Origin of the sequence: Vibrio sp. MACH09, from assembly GCF_033238805.1 — a bacterium.
In the GTDB taxonomy this organism is placed as follows: domain Bacteria; phylum Pseudomonadota; class Gammaproteobacteria; order Enterobacterales; family Vibrionaceae; genus Vibrio.
In genome coordinates this window covers 768,717-790,531 of sequence record NZ_BSFZ01000002.1, presented here as the reverse complement: position 1 = coordinate 790,531, position 21,815 = coordinate 768,717, and the positions used below count along the sequence as shown (strand labels likewise).

Genomic DNA, 21,815 nt, shown 5'->3' with positions numbered 1-21,815 from the left:
ATATGGAACATTTTATTACAAAGCAGAGTGATATTACGGAAGAGTTTCTCATGACATTACTTTGCGAAGTTGGACAGGGAAAAGCTTTCTTTATGCAAGCCATGCTTGAAGCACGTAAAGGCCGGCTTACTGAAAGCCAACAGCTATTAGCCCAAGGAGATATGAGCCTCTCTAATGTTCATAAAACTCAAACTAGCTTAATTGGCTTTGATGAAGGTGAAGGGAAAGTTCAAATGACGCTAATTCTGACCCATATACAAGACCACATAATGACGACCATGTTATGCCGCGATCTTGCCGTTGAAATCATAGAACTACACAAACAAATCAGGGAGGAGTCGTAATGAACAAACGTATTTTTGACTTAACCAAAGCTGATATTGAAACCATGACCAGAAATGAGTTGGTAAATTGCATTAGAGCTTCTGAAGGACGCGCCATGATGGTTGAAAACGTCGTTTCTGCAGAGCCTCCATTTGATTTGGTATCAGGTGCTGAAATTGCCGCTAGCTTAGGTGCTGACTTTATTACCTTAAACTGCCTCGATGTTTTTAACCCAAAAGCCAGTGTAAATGGAGCATTAAATCACAATGTAAAAGACCATTTTACTGTTGCAGAATTAAAAACTCTTAGCGGCCGTTTAATTGGCTGTAATCTCGAACCTGTTCCCTCCGATTTCGCTGATATCCAACCGGGTCGTTCAGTCACACGAGAAACCGTAGAACAAGCCATGAATCTTGGGTTCAACTACATCATGCTAACAGGCAATCCCGGCATGCTTGTATCCCAAGAGACCATTTTAGACGCCATCAAATTGGTTCGTCAGATTTCAGAAGAAATTCTGATCATTGCAGGAAAAATGCACGGTGGTGGCCTAGGTAATGATTACAACCTCGACATTGTTAAAAACTTTGCTGAAGCTGGAGCAGATGTAGTTATGTTTCCCGCGCCATACACCACTCCTGGTGTTACACCAGATATGGCGCACACCATGATGGAAGTAGTGCATGCTAACAATATGCTGGGTCTTCTCGCTATCGGTACATCTCAGGAAGGTGCGAGTGAACAGTTCATTGAGCAGGTCTCAATGGCTTCGAAAGCAGCTGGTGCGGATATTGTCCATATTGGCGATGGAGGATACGGAGGGTTGGCGCCACCGGAAAATATTATTCGAATGGGTATAACCATTCGGGGTCGTCGACATCAATTTAAGCGAATGGCAAATCGTCGTTAATAAATACCCTCTAAAAAAATAATATCCTCCGAAGCACGTCAATTTTCCCTTACATGATGATTTAACCAATGACATGAAAACCATTGAAACGGTCTGCATTATCATCTTTCTTGTGATTTTTTTGGCATTGGTGATACACTGCGACACAGAGAAATGTACTTAAGAATTATTATTGGAGGATAAGATGATTGTATTAATGACCCACCCGGTAACGGTAAGAGCGTAGAAACCACACTGCTCGTATAATCTTTCCTGTTACCCGGTGATCCATCTATTACCGGGGTTCTAATATGCCGCAACAAATTAGCCCCTGAATCGTAAAATTTCAGCGATTTTCGCTCGGGTTTAAAAAATGAAAAACCATTTATCTTTGTCACAACTAGGTTGGCAAGCATACTTTCAACAACAACTTACATTAGAAGACTATCAATCAAGCATTATTGCTCGTGTATCTGCTCACCACCGTTCCGGTTATCAGCTATTAACGGAGTCGGGAACAGTCACATTAGAGCATCATCACGACTTTCCACCAATGACCGTTGGCGATTGGTTGATTCTAAATGAAGACAACACCTTTCAGCGACTGCTAGAAAGAAGCTCACTGTTTCAGAGAAAAGCATCCGGTAGCAAAGCTTATCAGCAACTTATTGCTGCCAATATCGATACGGTCTTTATCGTCTGTTCATTGAACGACGACTTTAATTTAAGCCGAATCGAGCGCTATCTTGCTATTGCTAATGAAGCACAAGTACAGCCTGTTATTGTATTAACTAAAGCAGATCTCTGTTCACACAGCGACGAGCTAAAAGCAGAAGTACAATCTCTTGACCCAATGCTAATCATTGAAAGTGTTAACGCACTTGATTGTGACAGCATTCAGCCGCTGACCGATTGGTGTAAACAAGGAAAAACCGTGGCCTTTATGGGCTCATCCGGAGTTGGAAAGTCCACACTCGTCAATACCCTGATGAGAACAGAAACGCAATTAACAGGCGGTATAAGAGAAGATGACAGTAAAGGCCGACATACCACGACCTCAAGAACTCTTCACATTATGCCAGACGGTGGTTTACTGCTAGATACACCAGGAATGCGAGAGTTACAGTTAACCGATTGTGAATCTGGCGTCAGTGAAACCTTCTCCGATATTGAAGCGATCATTGAACAGTGCCGATTTTCTGATTGCCAACATCAAACAGAACCGGGTTGTGCCGTTCAATTAGCACTAGAAAAAGGCACTCTTGATGCTCGACGCTTAAATAACTATTTAAAGCTTCTTCGTGAGCAGAAAAGAAACAGCGCCACGATTGCAGAGCAGAGAGCCAGTAGTAAACAGCTAGGAAAAATGTACCGTTCGATACAGAACGAAAACCAGTTCAGAAAAAAAGGACATCATTAACATCGTAAACGTTTGCAGGGGCATATGAATGCCCCTGCACAACAGATTTATTACCATCCTGTAACAAAAAAACAATATTTATCTCTAGTTTTCGCTACAGGCTTCTATTTATTGATTAAAAATAGACTTATCTATAGACACATTCGCTACTTTGCTTAATATATGCATCTCAGACTGTTTGTTACATCAAACAACGCAGCTGAAAACAAAAAAATAAAATTATATTATTAGGTAGTAATCCCATGCAAAACAACAACACTCTTATAGCAAGATTTGCCAATGGCAACCTTGTTTTACAAATATTGGTCGGTATTGTACTCGGTGTAGTACTCGCGACGATTTCACCCGAAACTGCAAAAGACGCTGGCTTAATCGGTAGTCTATTTGTTGGTGCGTTAAAAGCTGTTGCTCCAATTTTAGTATTCATTCTAGTTGCAGCCTCTATCGCTAACCAAAAGAAAGGACAGCACACTCATATGCGTCCTATTATTACTCTGTATTTAATCGGTACATTTACTGCTGCACTTACCGCGGTACTTCTTAGCTTTGCTTTCCCAACGACTCTAACTCTGGTAGCGGGCGCAGAAGGTACAACGCCTCCACAAGGTATTGGTGAAGTTTTACATACACTTCTATTCAAACTAGTGGATAACCCAATTAATGCGCTAAAAGAAGCGAATTACATCGGTATTTTGGTTTGGGCTATCGGTCTTGGTCTTGCACTTCATCACGCATCTGCAACAACCAAAGCTGTATTTGAAGATCTTAGCCACGGTGTATCTCAAATTGTTCGCTTTATCATTCGTTTAGCACCATTTGGTATTTTTGGCCTAGTTGCATCAACATTTGCAACAACGGGTTTTGCTGCGTTAGCAGGCTATGCACAGCTTCTAGCAGTACTGCTAAGTGCCATGCTAATTATTGCCTTGGTTGTTAACCCAATCATTGTTTATGTGAAAACTAAGCAAAACCCATATCCATTGGTTCTTCAATGTCTACGTGAAAGTGGTGTTACTGCATTCTTTACACGTTCAAGTGCGGCGAATATTCCAGTAAACATGACCCTATGTGAGAAACTGAAACTAGACGAAGATACTTACTCTGTATCTATTCCTCTAGGTGCGACGATCAACATGGCAGGTGCAGCAATCACAATTACTGTACTTACACTGGCAGCTGTACACACTATGGGTATTGATGTTGACCTACCGACAGCACTACTACTAAGTATCGTTGCAGCAGTATCAGCTTGTGGTGCATCTGGTGTGGCAGGTGGTTCTTTACTGCTTATCCCACTAGCGTGTAGCCTATTCGGTATCTCTAACGATGTCGCGATGCAAGTCGTTGGTGTTGGCTTTATTATTGGTGTTATCCAAGATTCAGCAGAAACAGCGCTAAACAGCTCAACAGACGTAGTATTTACTGCTGCGGTATGTAAGTCAGAGCAAAGCAGCTAATAACGTTGCACAGCAATAAAAAAGGGGCTCATTAGAGTAATGCCGATCAGTTAAGGCATTAATTACAAGATCAATTGAACGATCCTGTCAGTGTGTAAGAATCCGATATCGGTTAATTGATATCGGATTTTTTTATGCGTTTTGAGAGCGAACTAGCAACAGCTTTTAAGTCTTGTAATACCTTCAGTACATTTGAAAAATATGCTGAGTTATTATCTCCAGAGCTTATTCAACAAGGTTTTGAGAAGGCTGGAGTAGCTACTATTAGAAAGCGACGCTTACCACTGGAAACAGTTCTGTGGTCAATTATTGGAATGGCTCTGTACCGACAGAAATCGGTCTGGGATATTGCTACTCAGATGGATATTATGTTGCCAGATAAAAAACCACTTGTCGCTCCTAGCGCTTTAGTTCAGGCAAGACAGCGCTTAGGCTCTGACGCTGTAAAAGAAGTTTTTAAAGCTGTTTCTCAGCATGGATACGAGACGAACTCATTCGAAACGTGGGCTGGGCTCAATCTTCTCGCTGTTGACGGTGTTGTATGGCGAACTGCTGATACAGCAGAAAATCATAAGGTGTTCGAAACTCAAAGTAATCAACATCGCGAGAATACTTATCCTCAAATCCGTATGGTCTGTCATATGGAACTCACCAGTCATCAGCTTATCAACAGTGCGTTCTCAGGTTATCGTACCAATGAAATGGTACTGGCAGAGCAACTTATTGAAGCTACGCCAGAGCATTCATTAACCATATTTGATAAAGGTTACTACTCATTAGGACTACTCAATCGCTGGCATCAAAGCGGAGTGGAACGGCACTGGCTCATTCCGGCACGAAAAGATTTAAATTATGAAATCGTGCATCGAGCAGGGAAGAATGACTGCCGTGTTCGCCTTAAAACAACTCCGCAATCTCGTAAAAAGTTCAATGAGTTACCGGAGTATGTTGATGCACGCCTTGTAAGTAAAATCATTAACGGAAAAGAATATCGAATACTCACTTCTATGATAGATGAAATGCGCTTTCCCGGAGATGAGATAGTTGAACTTTACCGTTATCGCTGGGAGATTGAGCTAGGTTATCGGGAAATGAAGCAGTCACTGTTAAACAGTGAATATACGCTGAGAAGTAAGAGACCAGACATGATAGAGCAGGAACTATGGGGGGTACTGCTTTGTTACAACTTGATACGTCTAGGAATGACCGCAGCAGCGAAAAAGCTTGATAGTGTATGGCCAAATCAACTCAGCTTTACCAGTTGCTCGATGGCTATTACTCAGTTTTTTGCCACACTTCCCCTAACGAGCCCGGGAAATATCCCTAAACACTATGAACTATTATTAGAACAGATGGGTTATTTTAAGCTTCCCCCCAGGCGAGAAGATAGGTCTTACCCAAGGCGGGTAAAGTCGAAACCGAGGAAGTATCCAGTTAATAAGAAAAATGCCAATCAGCTTAACTGACTGGCATTAGGCTCATTAGAGCCCTTTTTTATTGCCGGTAAATAACTTGCCGTGAAAGGTAAGCAATCGCTACTCAACTGTTAACACTATCTTGCCAATATGCTGTTTTCTCAGAAAAGCCTCTTGAGCTGACTGTATGGATTTAAGCGGGTAGGTATCCGCAATGAGAGGCACAATACTTCCGTTTTCAATATGGCGGATGACATTACCAAATACCTGTTCATCGAGAACGGTACAGCCAAAGAAACTTAAATCCTTTAAGTAAAGAGTTCTAACATCCAACTCGACTAATGCCCCTCCAATGGCTCCGGCAACGGCATATCGACCGCTAGGGCGGAGTACGGTCAAAAATTGTGGCCATTTGTCTCCAGCAACCAAGTCGATCACTACGGTAACGCTGTTCTCTGCAAGCTGTTCAGTTATTTCAGCTTCTCTGTCAATAACTTGGTCAGCGCCAAGTTCCCTTAGTTGCTCATTTTTACTCGGACTGGTAATGGCAATGACATAAGCACCACGGGCTTTCGCGAGCTGAATCGCTGCCGAGCCCACACCACCAGATGCACCGGAGATAAGAACCCTATCCTGGGCAGTCACATTAGCGCGCTGCAACATATTTTCGGCTGTCGTATAAGAGCAGGGAAATGACGCCAACTCAACATCTGTGAGAGGGCTATTTACAAAATAGGCATGTTTGGATGAAACAACGGTATATTGGGCAAAACCACCATCACATTCCGATCCAAAGTAACAAGGGTAGTCCAAAGGTTGACCATTAAGTTCGGTTAAACATGGCTCCACCAATACCCGCTCACCTATTCTCCCTTTATCTACATTATTGCCCACCGCAACAATAGTCCCGCACACATCTGCTCCCTGAATTCTCGGCAGCTCAATAGCGGTTCCAGACCAACCCGCGTCAGCATCGCTACCCTGATTCTTTGAGTACCACGCTATTCTGGTATTGATATCGGTATTATTGACAGCGGCCGCAGATACACGAATCAATACTTCATTATTTTTAGGAGTCGGGACTGGTATATCTGTTTTGTATTGCAACATTTCAAAGCCACCATGGCCAATAAGCTGCACACCTTGCATAGTTTGAGTCGTGGTTGTCATAGTGATTTCTCTGATAATAGTTCAACAATAATGTTCTGAGCGGAAGTTAACGCCTCTTTGCCAATGACTGGCCATGCGTTCGACACCCCTTCATGCAGCAGAAACAGCTCGGTAGAACACCTTTCTGTCCCACTCTGCTTAGCAAACAATTGACGCACCGCCTCTTTGTGCTGCTTGACGGCAAGATTGATCACCTGATTATCAGGAAAGGCAGCGATCGCATTCAACGACATACAACCATGAGGCGCATATCGCTCCATCCAAAGCTCAAGTCGTTCAAACATATATAAAACAGATTCAATACCAGTCTGAGGAGTCACTTCCGTTAAAAAAGCCAAGTAGCGTTGGTGACGGTACTCTAAAGCTGCAACGATCATTGCTTCTTTGGAAGGGTAATATTTATATAAAGTACGTAAGCTAACATCGCAGGCGGTTTTTAACTGCGCGACGCTCGGTTCAGCAAAGCCATATTCACTGAACGCGTCTTCAAGTCGAGCAGCAAGCTTCTCTTTAAGCATAATGTATCCAATAGTAGAATAAGTATTCTACTAACAGGGTAGAACGAACACTCTACCTTTGTCAAAGCTTGTTATTAGATCTTTCTTTTATCGAGGTTTATGCCATCAGAGGAAAATGCAGATGAATTCAATGGACGTATTGGAAATCAAGTAATTACTATGAAGGGAGAAAAAAGGCTCCTTGTTAGGAGCCTTGTGCAAAGTTATTTTTTATCTATTGGCGAATATGAAAAATCAAGGTCGTTACTGTCTGCGGCCTCTTTATCCTCACCATCTTGCTCAGATGTTTTTTCATATACCATAAACTCGTTACCATCAATTTCAGGAAAATAACTGTTACGTTTATACAGTTTATTTAACGCTTTTATCATCGAATGTTTGGCAAGCGCACCGTCTGCTAACTTACGCAGCAATGGCTTCGCCATGCCCTGTAAACCGACGACAGCATCCACACCAAGAATATTGCCGACATCATCTCGTCTTGATTTAGCGGGTTCATAACCAAAATATGCCGAGATAAATAACCATAAATAGGCGATGGCGTTTCCTTTAGAGCCGCGACCGATCCATACATCGCCAGCCAAATATTGCGCTTCTAAATTTCCTTGCTCTGCTGCAACCTCAAACCAATAAATCGCACGAGTTGTATTCTTATCAACCCCTTTACCATCGCGATAATGAATGCCGAGTTTTAGCTGACCCTCAGAGTTATTCTGTTGTGCCGCTTTAAAATGCCACTCAGCAGATAACTTCGGATTAGGATTGGTATTCGACTCTGCGATATACCAATCTCCCATGAATATTTGTGCTTCGGTGTTACCCTCGTTAGCTACCTCTTCAATGGTTTCAATCCCTTTATCGATATTTTGATCGGTACCTTGACCGCCCATAAAGGCTTTACCCAACTCAAGCTTTGCTCGGTTATTGCCATTATGAGCCTCAATAGCCAAACTCCAAAACTTAGACTTTTCACCTAGCACAACATCTTCTTTTGCTCTGGCACACACACGTACCACACCATACATGCCAATTTCGTTATCCTGTAAAGCGGCCTGTTCGTACCAATAAAGCGCTTCTCTTGGGTTATGTATTTCGGCCTCTTTAGCTAAAAAAAGTTGAGTAGGAACATGTCCGGTTTCTGCTTTAAAAATCCGCTCTTTACGTTCTTCTTCTCGTTGTCTCTCAATTGCTCTTCTATAAGCACGATCGCGCTCTTCTTTTTCGGCGGCTAAGCGTTTCTTTTTTGCAGACAAAGACGCCATCCATCCAAAAATAAGCAGTAGCGAAATACCTGTAGCCCCAAGGGCAATCGTTATAAAATTCATAAATCTCTAGTTCTAACAGCGTGAAAACACACTTACATTCTTGTTGAAATTCTCTATGGTCAATAGAGCATCCAATTTACAACAAATAACAACCTTCACCAACAGTATAGGAGATTGGCGATATTCGCTATGGATAGTTGGTGTTTAATTGAGATAACTACAATACGATGTCACAAACCTTATCATTTCACTTTCTATAAATCGAACCCTCTCACACTGCCATTAGTCAAAACCTAAAGCCATAAATACAACAAAGCGCACTCTGGAGTGCGCACTGATAAAAATCTCAACCTGTTTGGATAGTAATCAATTACCAATTACCAAAAAAGTAAACAAGCAAGTAAACAAGCAATTAAACCGTACCTTACTGACTGCCTTTTAACTGTACCGCAAACGACTCATAAGGCCTAAGGCGCAGTTGTTTATCTAACGCCACTCGATCACGATAATTTGCAATTAAAATCGGCTGTTCGGTTACCGAGAAACTATCCGGTAACCTAAGTTCAGCGGAACAATTGTGGAAATTACACACCACCAAAATCGTCTCTTTATCATCACTTCTTAGGTAGGCCCAAATAGAGCCATGCTCTTCAAATAGAGGAGTAAAGTCACCATAAACAATGGCAGAATGCGATTTTCTTAACCGTATCAACTGCTGATAATGGTAATAGACAGAATCAGGATCATGTAGCGCGGCCGCAACATTAATCTGTTTATAATTTGGATTCACATCGATCCATGGTTGGCCCGAAGTAAAACCACTATGCTCACTATCATCCCATTGCATGGGAGTTCGCGCATTGTCACGACTATTTTCATGAAGTGCTGCCAACATCTGTTGAGCAGGAACGCCAGATTCCGTCCGCAGTTTATAGAAGTTCGTTGTTTCAATATCTCTATACTGCTCGATTGAGTCGAACTTAACGTTTGTCATAGCAATTTCTTCACCTTGATATATGTAAGGTGTACCTTTTAGAAAATGCAGTGCCGTCGCCAGCATTTTGGCTGACTCCACACGATAGGTGGCGTCGTCACCATATTTGGATACCGCTCTGGGTAGATCGTGATTTCCCCAAAACAGTGAGTTCCAGCCATCATTCGCCAACTCTATCTGCCACTTATTCATCACTCGCTTAAACGCAGTAAAATCGAGATCAATTGGTTGCCATTTATCACCATTCCCCCATGTTAGGGTGATGTGCTCGAACTGAAATATCATAGAAAGTTCGTTTCTATCAGGATGGCTGTATAACTTAGCAATGTCTGGGTTTGCTCCCCATGTTTCTCCAACGGTTAGCAGATCTTTGTCGCCAAATGTGGCCTTATTCATCTGCTGCAATAGTGGGTGAAGACGTTCACCATTACCTGTTATTTTCTTATCCACTTGTTTGCCAATAAGATCAATAACATCTAGCCTAAAACCACCAATTCCCTGCTCTATCCACCAATTCATCATAGTATGAACTTGTTGCTGAACTTGTGGGTTTTCCCAGTTGAGATCCGGCTGACGCTTAGAGAAGAGATGAAAATAGTATTGCTCGGTCTGGCTGTCCCACTGCCAAGCAGGGCCACCAAAAATAGAATCGATATCATTGGGGTACCCGCCCTCACTAGGTTCGTCTCGCCAAATGTAGTAATCACGATAAGGATTATCTTTAGACTTCTTCGCTTCGATAAACCAAGGATGTTCATCAGAGGTATGGTTAACCACCAGATCCATCACAATGCGTATACCTTTAGACTTCGCGAGCTTTATCAGGGTTTTCATCTCCTGCATGGTGCCAAACTCGGCAGCAATGGCTTGATAATCAGAAATATCATAACCGTTATCATCCATCGGAGACTGATAAACAGGAGAGAGCCAGATAACATTAATTCCGAGAGTCTCTAGGTAATCTAGTTTGCTAATTATCCCGGCAATATCGCCAATACCATCGTTATTTGAGTCACAAAAGCTGCGCGGGTATATCTGATAAACGACGGCATCGTGCCACCACTGCTGTTTCATCTCTCTCTCCATTTAGGCAAGTCACTTGAGTATTTAAGTTACTTATTTGCTTGGTTACTTCTTATTAACTGCATCAATAAACACTTGTTGTGCTTGTTCAATATTCAATGCTTTGGCTTCTTCCAATAACGCCAGCGCCTTCGCTATATCATTTTGCTCAACCGCTTGCTTAATAGCATTAGTATAATACTCAACCGTACCAATTTGTGCGGCCGTAACTACCGCCTGTTTTTTTACTATAGGCGCCGGTTTACTGGCTTGCTTTTGCGAAGATTTGGCATGACTTCTTAATGATTGAGTCGTGACCTCAATATCCAGCTTACCGGTAAAGGCGTGGACATATTTTAGATCGGTCACCATGGGCAGAGGCGCACTACTACGAATCGCTCGAACTTTTGCCGGATGAGGGATAACCACTTGCTGACCAACATCACTATTGGCGGTATAAACCACAAAATAAGGTGTCTTCTCCGCATCTAACTGCAACGTCGTTTGATATCGATTCTGTCTTAACGCATCGCCATACAAAGTATCGAACTGATCCAGACCGAACGTCTGTACAACATTAAAAGTCTCATCTAAGGCAATGACTTGTGGTGCAAGTACTTGTTTCTCAGTCATATAGCTTCGTAATGTTACTTCAACCATTTTTGATTTAGGATCCAACTCAAACGCAGCAAAGCGACTATTGCCTTGAGAGAAGTGCCATATTGGAGATGCATCATTTAATTCAAATTCGATGTTGTCAGTGCTATCAAGTTGTGTCCAGTAAAACTCTGACATTGCCGTACAACAGATATCCCCGTCAGATAATGACGAAGGTAAACGCGAAGCTTCACTATGTGCCTCCGATGCACACCCCGAAACCAACCCACCGAGCAACAAAGCCAGCAATGCATTTTTCATTTTAATTCCTCTATCATTTCCAATATTGAGCGGTTAGAACCAACTAAGGCAGTCAAATGACTGCCTCGATTTTTCACATTTAACTATCAGTTAGAACCATATTTCTGCTTCGATACCAATGCGTGTTTCATTGCCTTTGGTGTTCTTATTCCACTCATAATTTGCATCACTTGACGCCATATAAGTCACATAAGGTTTAATTTGTGGACGTCCCCAGTAGTCAGCATTAACAGTAAATACAGGCGCTAACGTTGCGGTATAGAATGATGTGGCTTTATCCTCACGACCCCAATCGCCTTTTTTTCCTAATGTTTCAATCGCATAGGAAACAACCGCTTCTAGACGCAAGTTATCATTCATCTTATAAGATGGCGTAACACCAAAGAAGGTACGGTTCACTTTCTTAGTGCCCCAAACATTATCACCGTCTTTGTTGTCTAACTCCCACATAGCGAATTCTGTACCAAGCTGAAGATTTTCAGAAACATTAGCTACACCATATGAGGTGACGAATACACCTCTATCACTTTGGTTATAAGTAGAGAACTGTCCAAAGTTAACCCCACGGTTTGCTAACAAACCTTCTCCATAGGCAATAGCTGACGTCGACCAACCATCAAAACCATAGAAGTCACGGCTATAGGTGATACTACCGCCGAAACCATCTTTTGCTGCATTAGCATTGTCGGCACTGGTGTTACGATATGTCTTAGCGTTTGCGCGGTTAGCAAGCTTAAAATCGAAGTCAAAACGACCAGATAAACCTTCAACCGAGTATAACCACATATTCAAAGAGTTTAGAGTGGTGCTCTCTCCATCGGAGGTTAGCTTACACTGCTTATCGTTCTTGTTATCCCCAGATACATTACAGCTACCAGCACCCGGATCCGCCGATACGATCGCCACACCGACGTTGTTGATTTCAAAACCGCCACCAACACCAGAGGACTGTTTCCAAAATTCTTTTGTGATGATGCCGGCTTGACGGTTTAGTTTTCTCTGTCCAGCCCAGATGCTTAAGCCTTCTTTGAAGAAAGACAGATCACCAAGTTCTATATACGCTTGTTTAAACTCCAGTTGACCCGACTGATAGTGCCCTTCATTACCAGAAGATGACGGATAAAATCCACGACCATTGCCATCTTCATGGTTACCATACTCAGCTTGAAGTACGTATTTGGCCCATGAACCATTTTCGTAGTTATCGCCACGAGTCAATGAGAACTCAACTTGATTTGGGTTGGCAGAAAAAGCGGCACCCGCAGCACGATAATCTCGTCTATGTTCCCATGTATACTCTCTAGCTAAAGACTCACCAAAGTTATACAACAACTTTCCATATCCATTGACTTGCCACCCTTGCTGAACTTTATCTTCAGCTAGTGCGGTTCCGGACAACAGAGCGCCGGCCACTGCTATCGCGATCACGCTTACTTTTTTCATTCGTTAACTCCTGAACGATTTATTATGTTTTTGCTACTTTTTCCAGACGTCCTTGTGAGGCAGTCACAAACTCGACTCGATAAAACAGCAGTGTGGGAGTAACTCCCTAATTTGTTTCAACGGATGAAATAGTAAGCAGTAAAAACAAGGCTGACTTCCTCCACCCTCATTAATTCTTCGGGGGAGTAGATAGGCGTAGAAAGCGACTGAGACGATAAAATTGAGGCGCCGGTCACTATATTAGGGGGGAGTAAGCACTTTTTACGGCGAGTACTGCTATACAAAATGTTAGCAGCATCAAATTTTCAGTAACAAATGATGAGCAAAATGTTTTTTATATTTTTAAGATCCTTTTACAAAAGGAGGTTGCCTTAAAAGGCTATCCCCTTTACCGTATTGTGCATAAGATTAATAAAATCGCTAAGAAAGACTAAAATGACAAATTTGCGCTCAAGACCATACCCTCTAGGTGCGACCTTAGATAAAAATGGGTGTAACTTTTCTATATTTGCGCCCAATTATAAAAGCATCTCACTAGCAATATTTGAGACCGAAACTGACTATCAAACTTACCCGCTAACGGACGAGTATGCTGGTGTTAGACATACCTATATCAGCGATATCAAAGCGGGATGTAAGTATGGCTATATTGTAGAGATTGATGACGAAGCTATGTTGATCTCTGACCCATACGCTAAGGCATTAGAGAAACCGCTACATTACCAAGCGCCATATAACGCCTCAAAAAGCTGGACAATGAGCAAATGCTTAGTGGTAGATAGTCACTTTGATTGGCAAGGTGTTGAGCCTCCGCGAATTGCTCGTGAAGACACGATTTTGTTTGAAACCCACGTAAAAGGGGCGACTCAGCTTAATCAAAAAGTGAAGCCTAACAACCGTGGTCGTTATCTAGGGCTCGCCTGTCCCGATATGCTCTCTTTCTATAAAGAACAAAATATCAACACACTGCAACTTCTTCCTGTTGCCGCCTGCATGCACGAAGAACATTTACTCAAGCAGGACAAAGTGAACTACTGGGGCTATAACCCCTACTTGTTTATGACACCCGATCCTAGATATGCTGCAAACGATGCTGTTACAGAACTAAAAACTGCCGTTCGTGAACTGCACCGTAACGGTATTGAGGTTATTTTAGATGTCGTTTACAACCATACTGCGGAAGGGGGAGAAGGCGGTGCTTGGTTCAACCTAAAAGCATTAGACAGCAAATACTACATTAAGCACGGTGTTCATTACGCCAACTACACTGGCTGTGGTAACACGCTGGATCTTACCTATCAGCCGTCTCTCAATTTAGTCATGGATACCTTACGGTACTGGGTTGAAGAGTATCATATTGACGGATTCCGTTTCGACCTTGCGGCTACATTAGGTCGAGAAGGTGATGCCTTTAATTATCACTCCGCCTTTTTTAAAGCCGTTGCACAAGACCCTGTCCTAAGAGAAATAAAACTGATCGCAGAACCATGGGATATTGGCCCCAACGGTTATCAGGTCGGCGGATTCCCAGACGGTTGGAATGAGTGCAATGACAAATTTCGTGATATCACTCGTAGCTTCTGGCGCGGAGATCACGGCTTCTTAAAAGAATTCGCTACCCGAATAATGGGCTCACGCGATCTCTACAGCGCAAGTCGCTGGCCACAAAAATTAACCGTCAATTACATCACTTACCATGACGGGTTCACCTTACAAGATCTTGTATCGTACAAACACAAACATAATGATGCAAATGGTGAAAATAACCACGATGGACATGGTGATAACCGTTCTGATAATTACGGAGAAGAAGGCGAAACCGATAACATGGTGATCAAAGCCGTGAGAGAAAAGCAGAAACGAAACTTTTTTGCTAGCTTACTCTTTTCCTTTGGTATCCCCCATATTATGACCGCCGATGTCCTTTCTCATACTCAAGACGGCAACAACAATGCTTACTGTCAAGACAATGAAATCAGTTGGCTCAACTGGCAGTTAACCTCAAGAAAAATGTTATTCCAACAGTGGGTTAGTGACACTGTAGCCGCCAGACATAAATATATGCTGCCGTTCTTGCGAGCGTTTAGTGGTGAACAGCGAAATCAAAATAGAGTGGGTTGGCGACGAGCAGACGGCCAACATATGGAACATGATGATTGGAACAACTTAAATGCCGTTGCACTGCACTTAGGAATTGGGCAGCAAGGCAATGAACTGATTTATCTGATCAACCAATCGGCGGCACCTGCTCGATTCAAACTCCCATCGAATAATGACCAGCATTGGATAACCATTTGTAACACCAACAATGAAAGAATCACCAATGAAAGGTTAGAGTACGATATGTTGCTTGCCCCTATGTCTCTGGCTATATTGCATAGCAAAGCGGAGCCGTAAACCTTTGGATTTTATCTAGAACGGTCCACTACAACCCCTCTAATTATTGCTTCACACCTCAAAAAGGGTAGCCACTCTTTTTGAGGTGCTTTCCTATTAAATCGCTATAACTCCGCCAGATATTTCTCAACATCTACCTCATCTATCTGTTTATCCGCCAAGTAAGTTTTGGCATAAGTTAAATAAACACCACTGGTTAGAAACAGCTTAAATATGTCCTTATCGATATTATCTTGTTTCACGTTGTAATATAAAATATCGATGGCTGTGCTAAGGGTTTTTGCCTTCTTGTATGGACGATCATCTGCCGTCAACGCTTCAAATATATCCGCTAAAACTAAGATCCGTTCTCCAACCGATAAGTCATCTCCTGGTATATTTCTTGGGTATCCGGTCCCTTTTAAGTTTTCATGATGGGTAGAGGCGTAGCGAGGAACATTTTCCAACTCTTTCGGGAAAGGTAGCCGTTCTAAAATCTTAATAGTGCTTACGGTATGCTCCATGATTCTAAATCGCTCTTCATGGTTCAATGTTCCTCTTCTAATCAATAGGTTGTATAGCTCCCCTTGATTATTTTGCAATTCAGTTGGCTTCAGCTTTATCTTCAGATCTTCATCATAATGTGGTTTCCTTTCCCATCTGATTCTGTGTTCACTCTTGTCAGAAATCAGCTGTTCCTGAACGGGTAAACTCTGGGTTGAGCCGGTTAATCGTTTCTCTTCCACAGGAGATAAACCAAGACGATCATCAAAATGCCTTTGCCATGTCTGTTGAGCAATCTGTGTCAATCGATCAGCATGGCAGTCATCCATACTCTCGCTGCCAATATTGTGTTGAGCCACAAACTGAAAATCTTCAACAAGCTGCTGCTGCTTAGCATTTCGGATCTCTAACCACTGCCCTTCCATTTCCGGTTGGTTATGTACCGCTTTCAAATAGTCAATCTCAGCATCTCGCCACAACACTTCAAAACGAGTACGAATTTCATGAATACGGTTGTAGCTTGTCTCTAACTTACTTCCTTTATCCACCACATGCTCCGGTGTGGTGATCTTGCCACAATCATGTAACCATGCGGCCATCCTAAACTCTCGATGCTTATCCTCGTCCTCAATAGAGAAATCACGGAAACAGGGTTGCTCACTTTGACTGGCATATTTCGCCAGCATAAGACCCAGTTCAGGAACACGATGACAGTGCCCTCCGGTATACGGTGACTTATCATCAATGGCTTGAGCAATAAGCTGTACAAATGCATCCATTAAATCTTGTTGCTGCTTTTGGTGGGTTGCAATGGCTTTTGACATGTTCACCAAGGAGGTCGAGAGCTCATCAATCTCTTTTATGGCAGAGCGGTTATGTTTCACATCTTGATGTTGTCGATGCATTATTTTTTCATTCTCTAACGCTAACTGCCTGATAGGTAATACAATCGGGTTAGCAAACAGCCAACTTGCCGGTAAAAGCAGTAAAATAAACAGCGCGGTAATACCAATAGAGATAAGAACTTCTCGACGACTGTTCTTCAATATGTCCTCAGCATTAAACACAATACCAATGTATTGATTAGTGCCGTTGAACACGGGTGCTATATAAAAATACGAGTCGCCACTTTCAAGATCCGCTCTAACCAACTGCCCTAGTTCATCGGATTTAGCCACATGCTGAACTAATGCGTTGTATGGGACAGTATTTGATTCCGTTTCAATTAGCTCTGACGAATTACTTAGCCACTTATCGCTTAAATACTGCCTATCTTTGGGCTTAACATTGGCAATAGCTTTGTTTATTAATTTGGCTAATGGTTGGTACTCTGGTTGGAAAACATAACGAAGATTGCTATCAAAACGTGCCGGTGAAATATCGATATTGGACAGAACCTTGATACCGTCCAAATAGAATATATCCAAGTTATAGTTTAACGTAATTTCACTTTCTATTGCCGCATCAGCGCCACCAGATAACACCGCTTTTAGCGCTTCAAAAATATTGCTTACTTGCAATATATTAATGGTTGGATAAGCCCTCTTTAGCTCAGGAATAATCGACCAACCAGCAGGTATTGCTAATGTTTTCCCGCTTAGTTCACCAAGGCTCTGATAGCGAGTTGCTCCTTCTTTAACCGCTAACGCCATTGGCATATCCAGTAGTGGTTCTGAAAATATTCCCCAATCTTTGTTAAATTCCGTTCGGTAAACAGGAGCCAATATTTCTATGTGTTTTTCATGATAATGATCGACAAGCTTAGACCAAGAAACACCATTCACGTATTCGATGTTGAGCCCCAAGCTATCGGTCAGCAACTTAGTAAACTCTACCGCGTACCCTCTTGGCTCACCCGATATTGAATAGTCTAAAGGAGCCCAGTCAACCTCATTTGAAATACGAATGACATGCAAGTTATCAATGTAATCTCGTTCCTCTTGGCTCAATACTAGAGGAGAGAGCTGATACTCTGCTTCTTCTTTGGTCCCGCTATTTGAAGCGATAAGTGTGCCATCAGATTTATACAGAAACCCTTGACCACTTTGAAAACGAGTATTAGAGATCTGTCGCGTTAAGAAGCCGGACATTGTCGATAACGCGATATCAATACCGATAACTGCATCGCTCTCTTCTATCACCATTGAATAGGTTTGGCCGGGAGCCTGAGTAAGATGGAACAGATAGGGTTCTGTTTGACTCGCTTTAATGTCATTCGCTATGCGAAACCATGTTCGAGAAGTGGCATCATATTCTGAGCGAGATTCAATTTGATGACTTAAGGTAAATTTCTCGGTTAAGAACTGCGTATGAATCATACGTTTACCATCAACGTCTTTGACTGATACTTTTGCGTATCGATCCGTCAATGATGCCCCTAACTGCTCTCGAATCACGGGGCTAGCTTCAAGATTAATGAGTTCATAAAAATCACCATTGGCAAAACCAATGTACACCGCGTAAAACTCATTGTTATTGTCCAGCAAGTTACTAAATAGCTCATCGACAATCGAACCAACCTGATCACCATCAACCAGTGCGGTATTTCTAGCAAGAAGCTCAACCGCATAAGTTGCTTTACGGCTCAATGAGGCCACTTTTTCTTTGGTATTGCGAGCCACATTTGCCGCATGATTGGTCGCAGCATCCGTCGCAATTTGAGTGGAAAAATGGTACTGGAGAATAATCGCGAATGATGTCGTCATCAAAATACCCAGCAAAAAAACAAACACTACGGTAATTCGAATGGACACTATTCGGCTAGCAAGCCTTAGCATTTTCTGCCCCTATATCTGACGTTTTTATATTTTTGTTATAAATATCATCACAGAGGAAGTATTCACCAATGCGATATGACAAGCTTTATGTACAGTGTAATACATATCTGAATATTCACATTTTTGTGCTTACATATTGGCAAGCTAACTTAGCAAATGAATAGGGGCGGTTGATCTTTCGAGAACAGATTTTGTTCAATCTGAAAGCGGTTTGAGCAAAGCATGAGGAGAGCAGCATGGTTATTCTATGTAAACAACTCAAAACACAGCTCAAGACGTTTTCAGATGACCCCTTCGGGTAGCGTTTGTTGGTACTATCTTCTGCAAAAGTAGTCGCGAAAGATCAACAGACCCTAGCTACAACAAAGGCGCTAACAATAGCCACTTAGCGCCTAAATACCATTAAAGCTCACTACTCCACATTACTGCCGAACAAGAGCTATCGATTGACTATCCGTGTCGTTGACATCGTGACTGCTTAATACTCACCTAAAGTCACTGTCTTGTTATTGTCCAATGTATTCAACAAATTATCTAACAGGCTCGAAGCACCAAAACGATAAAATCGACTTGTTACCCACTCCATACCAAATAGACGATCAGCAATTTCCAAATATTGTTGAGCATCCTCCGCAGTCTGAACTCCACCTGACGCTTTGAAGCCGACCTTGTCTTTAGCCCCCAACTTAGCGATGGTGGTTAACATGATCTCTGCGGCATTCAAGGTCGCGTTAGTTGGCACTTTGCCCGTTGATGTTTTGATCATATCAGCACCTGCTTCAATGGAGATCTCAGAGGCTCGTTGGATTAAGTGATCGGGAAGTTCACCAGACTCTATGATCACTTTTAAGAGTACCCCCGCTTCGCTGCATTCTAACTTACACGTTTCAATCATCGAGTAAGCAATATCTTCTCGACCAGCGATAAGGGAACGATATGGAAAGGTGACATCAATGTCATCGGCACCATACATTATGGCAGCTCTGGTCTCAGCGACAGCAATATCAACATCGTCATTACCATGAGGAAAATTGGTCACGGTAGCAACACGAACTTGGGGCGTTCCCTGCTCTCGCAACTGCTTTTTAGCAATAGGAACAAAGCGAGGATACACACATATAGCGGCAGTGTTTCCTACTGGTGTCTTAGCATTTTTACACAGTTGGATTATTTTCTCATCGGTATCATCATCGTTTAAAGAGGTGAGATCCATTAGCTTAAGTGCTCGCAAAGCTGCAATTTGTAATTCATTCAATTTAAATCCAGTTCTTAGTGTGAAGATCAAACATATACTTCTTCCTCCAATCCTTGGAAGTTATCCTCAGAACCGCTATTAAATCATAGTGATTCGAGTCCATGCCCTTTCATTTGAGAGCACGGATAGTATAAAACTGGCTAAAAAATAGAATAGATACAGAATTGAGCAATATTACTATAACAGATGAAACCGAGCGCAAATTACTCTTTGATATACATAAAAAAATAGCAAGAGAGAAACTCTCTTGCTAAAGAACTATCAAACATCATTTACCTTATTTATTAGAGTATAGGTATCTGGATGACAGCGGGCGTTTATTTGGTTTTAGATTTGTTAAATGAAACATCCTCACTTATGATGTGAGCCGCTATTTCTTAACCCAATCATTACTTAGTAAGCTTCTGTTTCTTTGATTTATTACTTCACATAGCAAAATATAATCATTAAGTTTAAACCATGTTTCTACTAGTTTTAGTGTAATTATTCTTCCCATACTGATGTAGATACAGATAGTGACAGTTTTTCTATAACAGTTACAAAATAGATTTAACCCATTGCTTTTCTTACATAAAGGACGATTTCTTGGCTAAATACGAACAGCTTGTAGATCAAATACGTGACCAGATTCAAAATGAAGTTTGGCAAGTAGGAGACAAACTCCCCTCTTTAAGAAAACAGACTAAGCTGTCTGATATGAGCTTAATGACCGTTATGCAAGCTTACCAAGTTTTAGAGAGCCAAGGTTGGATTACATCTCACGCGCGTTCTGGTTATTTTGTCGCCCCAAAAGTCAGTAAATCCATACCTAGGGAGTCAAGTATTGCTATCGACTCTTCAGAAAATATCGATATTAACGACTTTATTTTTGAAGTACTGCAAGAGAGCCGAAAACCCCATGTCATAGGTTTCGGTTCGGTCTATCCTGATGCTCGTTTATTTCCAAGAAATCAATTAAATAAAGCACTAATGACGGCGGTCAAAACCATGCCTATCGCCAGCGCACTGTATAATTTTCCGCCAGGAAACGAAAAATTACGTCATATCATTGCCCAACGCTATGCAGCCCAAGGAATGAATATTCACCCGGACGAAATTATAATTACCGCTGGAGCGCTAGACGCACTCAACTTATGTTTGCAAGCACTTACACAAGCTGGAGACTGGGTTATTGTTGAATCCCCCGCGTTTTATGGTTCACTGCAAGCGCTACAACGACTCAACCTAAGAGCACTATCAATACGAACTCATCCACAAAAAGGGATTGATCTTGAAGCGTTAGAACAGGCACTTCAAACACACCCAGTAAAAGCGTGCTGGCTTATGACTAATGTACAAAATCCGACCGGCTGTACCATGTCTGACGATAAAAAACGTCGACTGGTTGAGTTGCTGGAAAAATACCAAGTCTATCTTATTGAAGATGATGTATACGCTGAACTCTATTTTACGGATAAAAAGCCGCTTCCAGCGAAAGCGTTTAGCACTAACAATCATGTTTTACACTGCTCTTCATTTTCCAAGTCATTGGTTTCTGGCTATCGTATTGGATGGGTCGCTGCCGGAGATATGTCTTTAGCCATTCAGAAACTTCAATTAATGAGTGCTCTTTCTGTAAGCGCTCCAATTCAGTTGGCGTTTGCTGAATATTTGTCGACACGCAACTATGAGAATCATTTACGGGTATTACGCAGAAAATTAGAAACTAATAAGTTCGCCACATGGCATGAGGCCAAAAACTGTTTTCCTGAAGAAGTAGATATTCACTACTTAGATGGCGGATATTTTTTGTGGGTAGAACTGCCCAAACATCTAGACGCTGCTGAACTTTATCAACGAGCAATAAATGAAAACATCAGTATTGCGCCAGGAAAAATGTTCTCACTTGGAGAACACTTCAATCACTGTTTTCGTATGAATGCGTCTTTTGATTGTAGTGAGAAAGAAAAACGTGCCATAACTCGGCTAGGTGAGCTGATCAGAGCGATGTTAACTTAACTTCTCCACAATATAATCACCTACTCTATT

15 protein-coding genes are annotated in these 21,815 nt (G+C 42.0%); 7 read left to right on the top strand and 8 right to left on the bottom strand.

Annotation, left to right across the window (positions count from 1 at the left end; translation table 11 throughout):
• Positions 1-2 precede the first annotated feature (2 nt).
• From CHJ_RS18835 to CHJ_RS18815, 5 genes are all read left to right on the top strand, one after another.
• Positions 3-344, top strand: a complete 342-nt coding sequence (locus CHJ_RS18835; protein ID WP_317918616.1) for a PTS lactose/cellobiose transporter subunit IIA — start codon at positions 3-5, stop codon at positions 342-344.
• Positions 344-1,234: a dihydrodipicolinate synthase gene (locus CHJ_RS18830; RefSeq protein ID WP_317918615.1), complete on the top strand. Its 891-nt coding sequence runs from the start codon at positions 344-346 to the stop codon at positions 1,232-1,234. The genes CHJ_RS18835 and CHJ_RS18830 overlap by 1 nt, the downstream gene beginning before the upstream one ends.
• Before the next feature lie 352 nt (positions 1,235-1,586).
• Positions 1,587-2,633: a ribosome small subunit-dependent GTPase A gene (gene rsgA / locus CHJ_RS18825; protein WP_317918614.1), complete on the top strand. Its 1,047-nt coding sequence runs from the start codon at positions 1,587-1,589 to the stop codon at positions 2,631-2,633.
• A 242-nt stretch (positions 2,634-2,875) separates the two neighbouring features.
• Positions 2,876-4,090 (top strand): serine/threonine transporter SstT, encoded by a 1,215-nt coding sequence (sstT, locus tag CHJ_RS18820; protein WP_171751142.1) that lies wholly within the window; start codon positions 2,876-2,878, stop codon positions 4,088-4,090.
• Positions 4,091-4,224: 134 nt separating this feature from the next.
• Positions 4,225-5,556 carry an IS4 family transposase gene (locus CHJ_RS18815; RefSeq protein WP_317918271.1) on the top strand — a complete coding sequence of 444 codons (1,332 nt, stop codon included), beginning with the start codon at positions 4,225-4,227 and terminating at the stop codon, positions 5,554-5,556.
• Positions 5,557-5,625: 69 nt separating this feature from the next.
• On the opposite strand, the gene CHJ_RS18810 is transcribed toward CHJ_RS18815, so the two are convergent.
• The 6 genes from CHJ_RS18810 to CHJ_RS18785 form a co-directional block, all read right to left on the bottom strand.
• Positions 5,626-6,675 (bottom strand): alcohol dehydrogenase family protein, encoded by a 1,050-nt coding sequence (locus CHJ_RS18810; protein WP_317918613.1) that lies wholly within the window; start codon positions 6,673-6,675, stop codon positions 5,626-5,628.
• The gene (locus tag CHJ_RS18805; protein ID WP_317918612.1) at positions 6,672-7,193 is read right to left on the bottom strand and encodes a TetR/AcrR family transcriptional regulator; all 522 of its coding nucleotides are present in this window, start codon (positions 7,191-7,193) and stop codon (positions 6,672-6,674) included. The genes CHJ_RS18810 and CHJ_RS18805 overlap by 4 nt, the downstream gene beginning before the upstream one ends.
• 203 nt (positions 7,194-7,396) lie before the next feature.
• Entirely contained in the window at positions 7,397-8,518 is a 1,122-nt protein-coding gene (locus CHJ_RS18800; RefSeq protein WP_216613285.1) for a tetratricopeptide repeat protein, read from the bottom strand.
• A gap of 364 nt (positions 8,519-8,882) precedes the next feature.
• Complete coding sequence (locus CHJ_RS18795) at positions 8,883-10,526, bottom strand: glycoside hydrolase family 13 protein (protein WP_317918611.1); 1,644 nt, start codon at positions 10,524-10,526, stop codon at positions 8,883-8,885.
• 54 nt (positions 10,527-10,580) lie between these two features.
• A complete protein-coding gene (locus CHJ_RS18790; protein ID WP_317918610.1) occupies positions 10,581-11,432 on the bottom strand; it encodes a MalM family protein in 852 nt (283 codons plus the stop codon).
• Positions 11,433-11,522: 90 nt separating this feature from the next.
• Positions 11,523-12,875, bottom strand: a complete 1,353-nt coding sequence (locus CHJ_RS18785) for a carbohydrate porin (RefSeq protein ID WP_171751147.1) — start codon at positions 12,873-12,875, stop codon at positions 11,523-11,525.
• A 435-nt stretch (positions 12,876-13,310) separates the two neighbouring features.
• On the opposite strand from CHJ_RS18785, the gene glgX reads away from it, so the two are divergent.
• The gene (glgX, locus tag CHJ_RS18780) at positions 13,311-15,272 is read left to right on the top strand and encodes a glycogen debranching protein GlgX (protein ID WP_317918609.1); all 1,962 of its coding nucleotides are present in this window, start codon (positions 13,311-13,313) and stop codon (positions 15,270-15,272) included.
• A gap of 104 nt (positions 15,273-15,376) precedes the next feature.
• Here glgX and CHJ_RS18775 read toward each other — a convergent pair whose 3' ends face one another.
• Both CHJ_RS18775 and deoC read right to left on the bottom strand, forming a co-directional pair.
• Positions 15,377-18,532, bottom strand: coding sequence for an HD domain-containing phosphohydrolase (locus tag CHJ_RS18775; protein WP_317918608.1), 3,156 nt, complete (start codon positions 18,530-18,532; stop codon positions 15,377-15,379).
• Between the two features lie 478 nt (positions 18,533-19,010).
• On the bottom strand, positions 19,011-19,787 hold the full coding sequence (deoC, locus tag CHJ_RS18770; RefSeq protein ID WP_317918607.1) for a deoxyribose-phosphate aldolase: 777 nt from the start codon (positions 19,785-19,787) through the stop codon (positions 19,011-19,013).
• Between the two features lie 585 nt (positions 19,788-20,372).
• Here deoC and CHJ_RS18765 point away from each other — a divergent pair.
• Positions 20,373-21,785, top strand: a complete 1,413-nt coding sequence (locus CHJ_RS18765; protein WP_317918606.1) for a PLP-dependent aminotransferase family protein — start codon at positions 20,373-20,375, stop codon at positions 21,783-21,785.
• Positions 21,786-21,815: the final 30 nt, after the last annotated feature.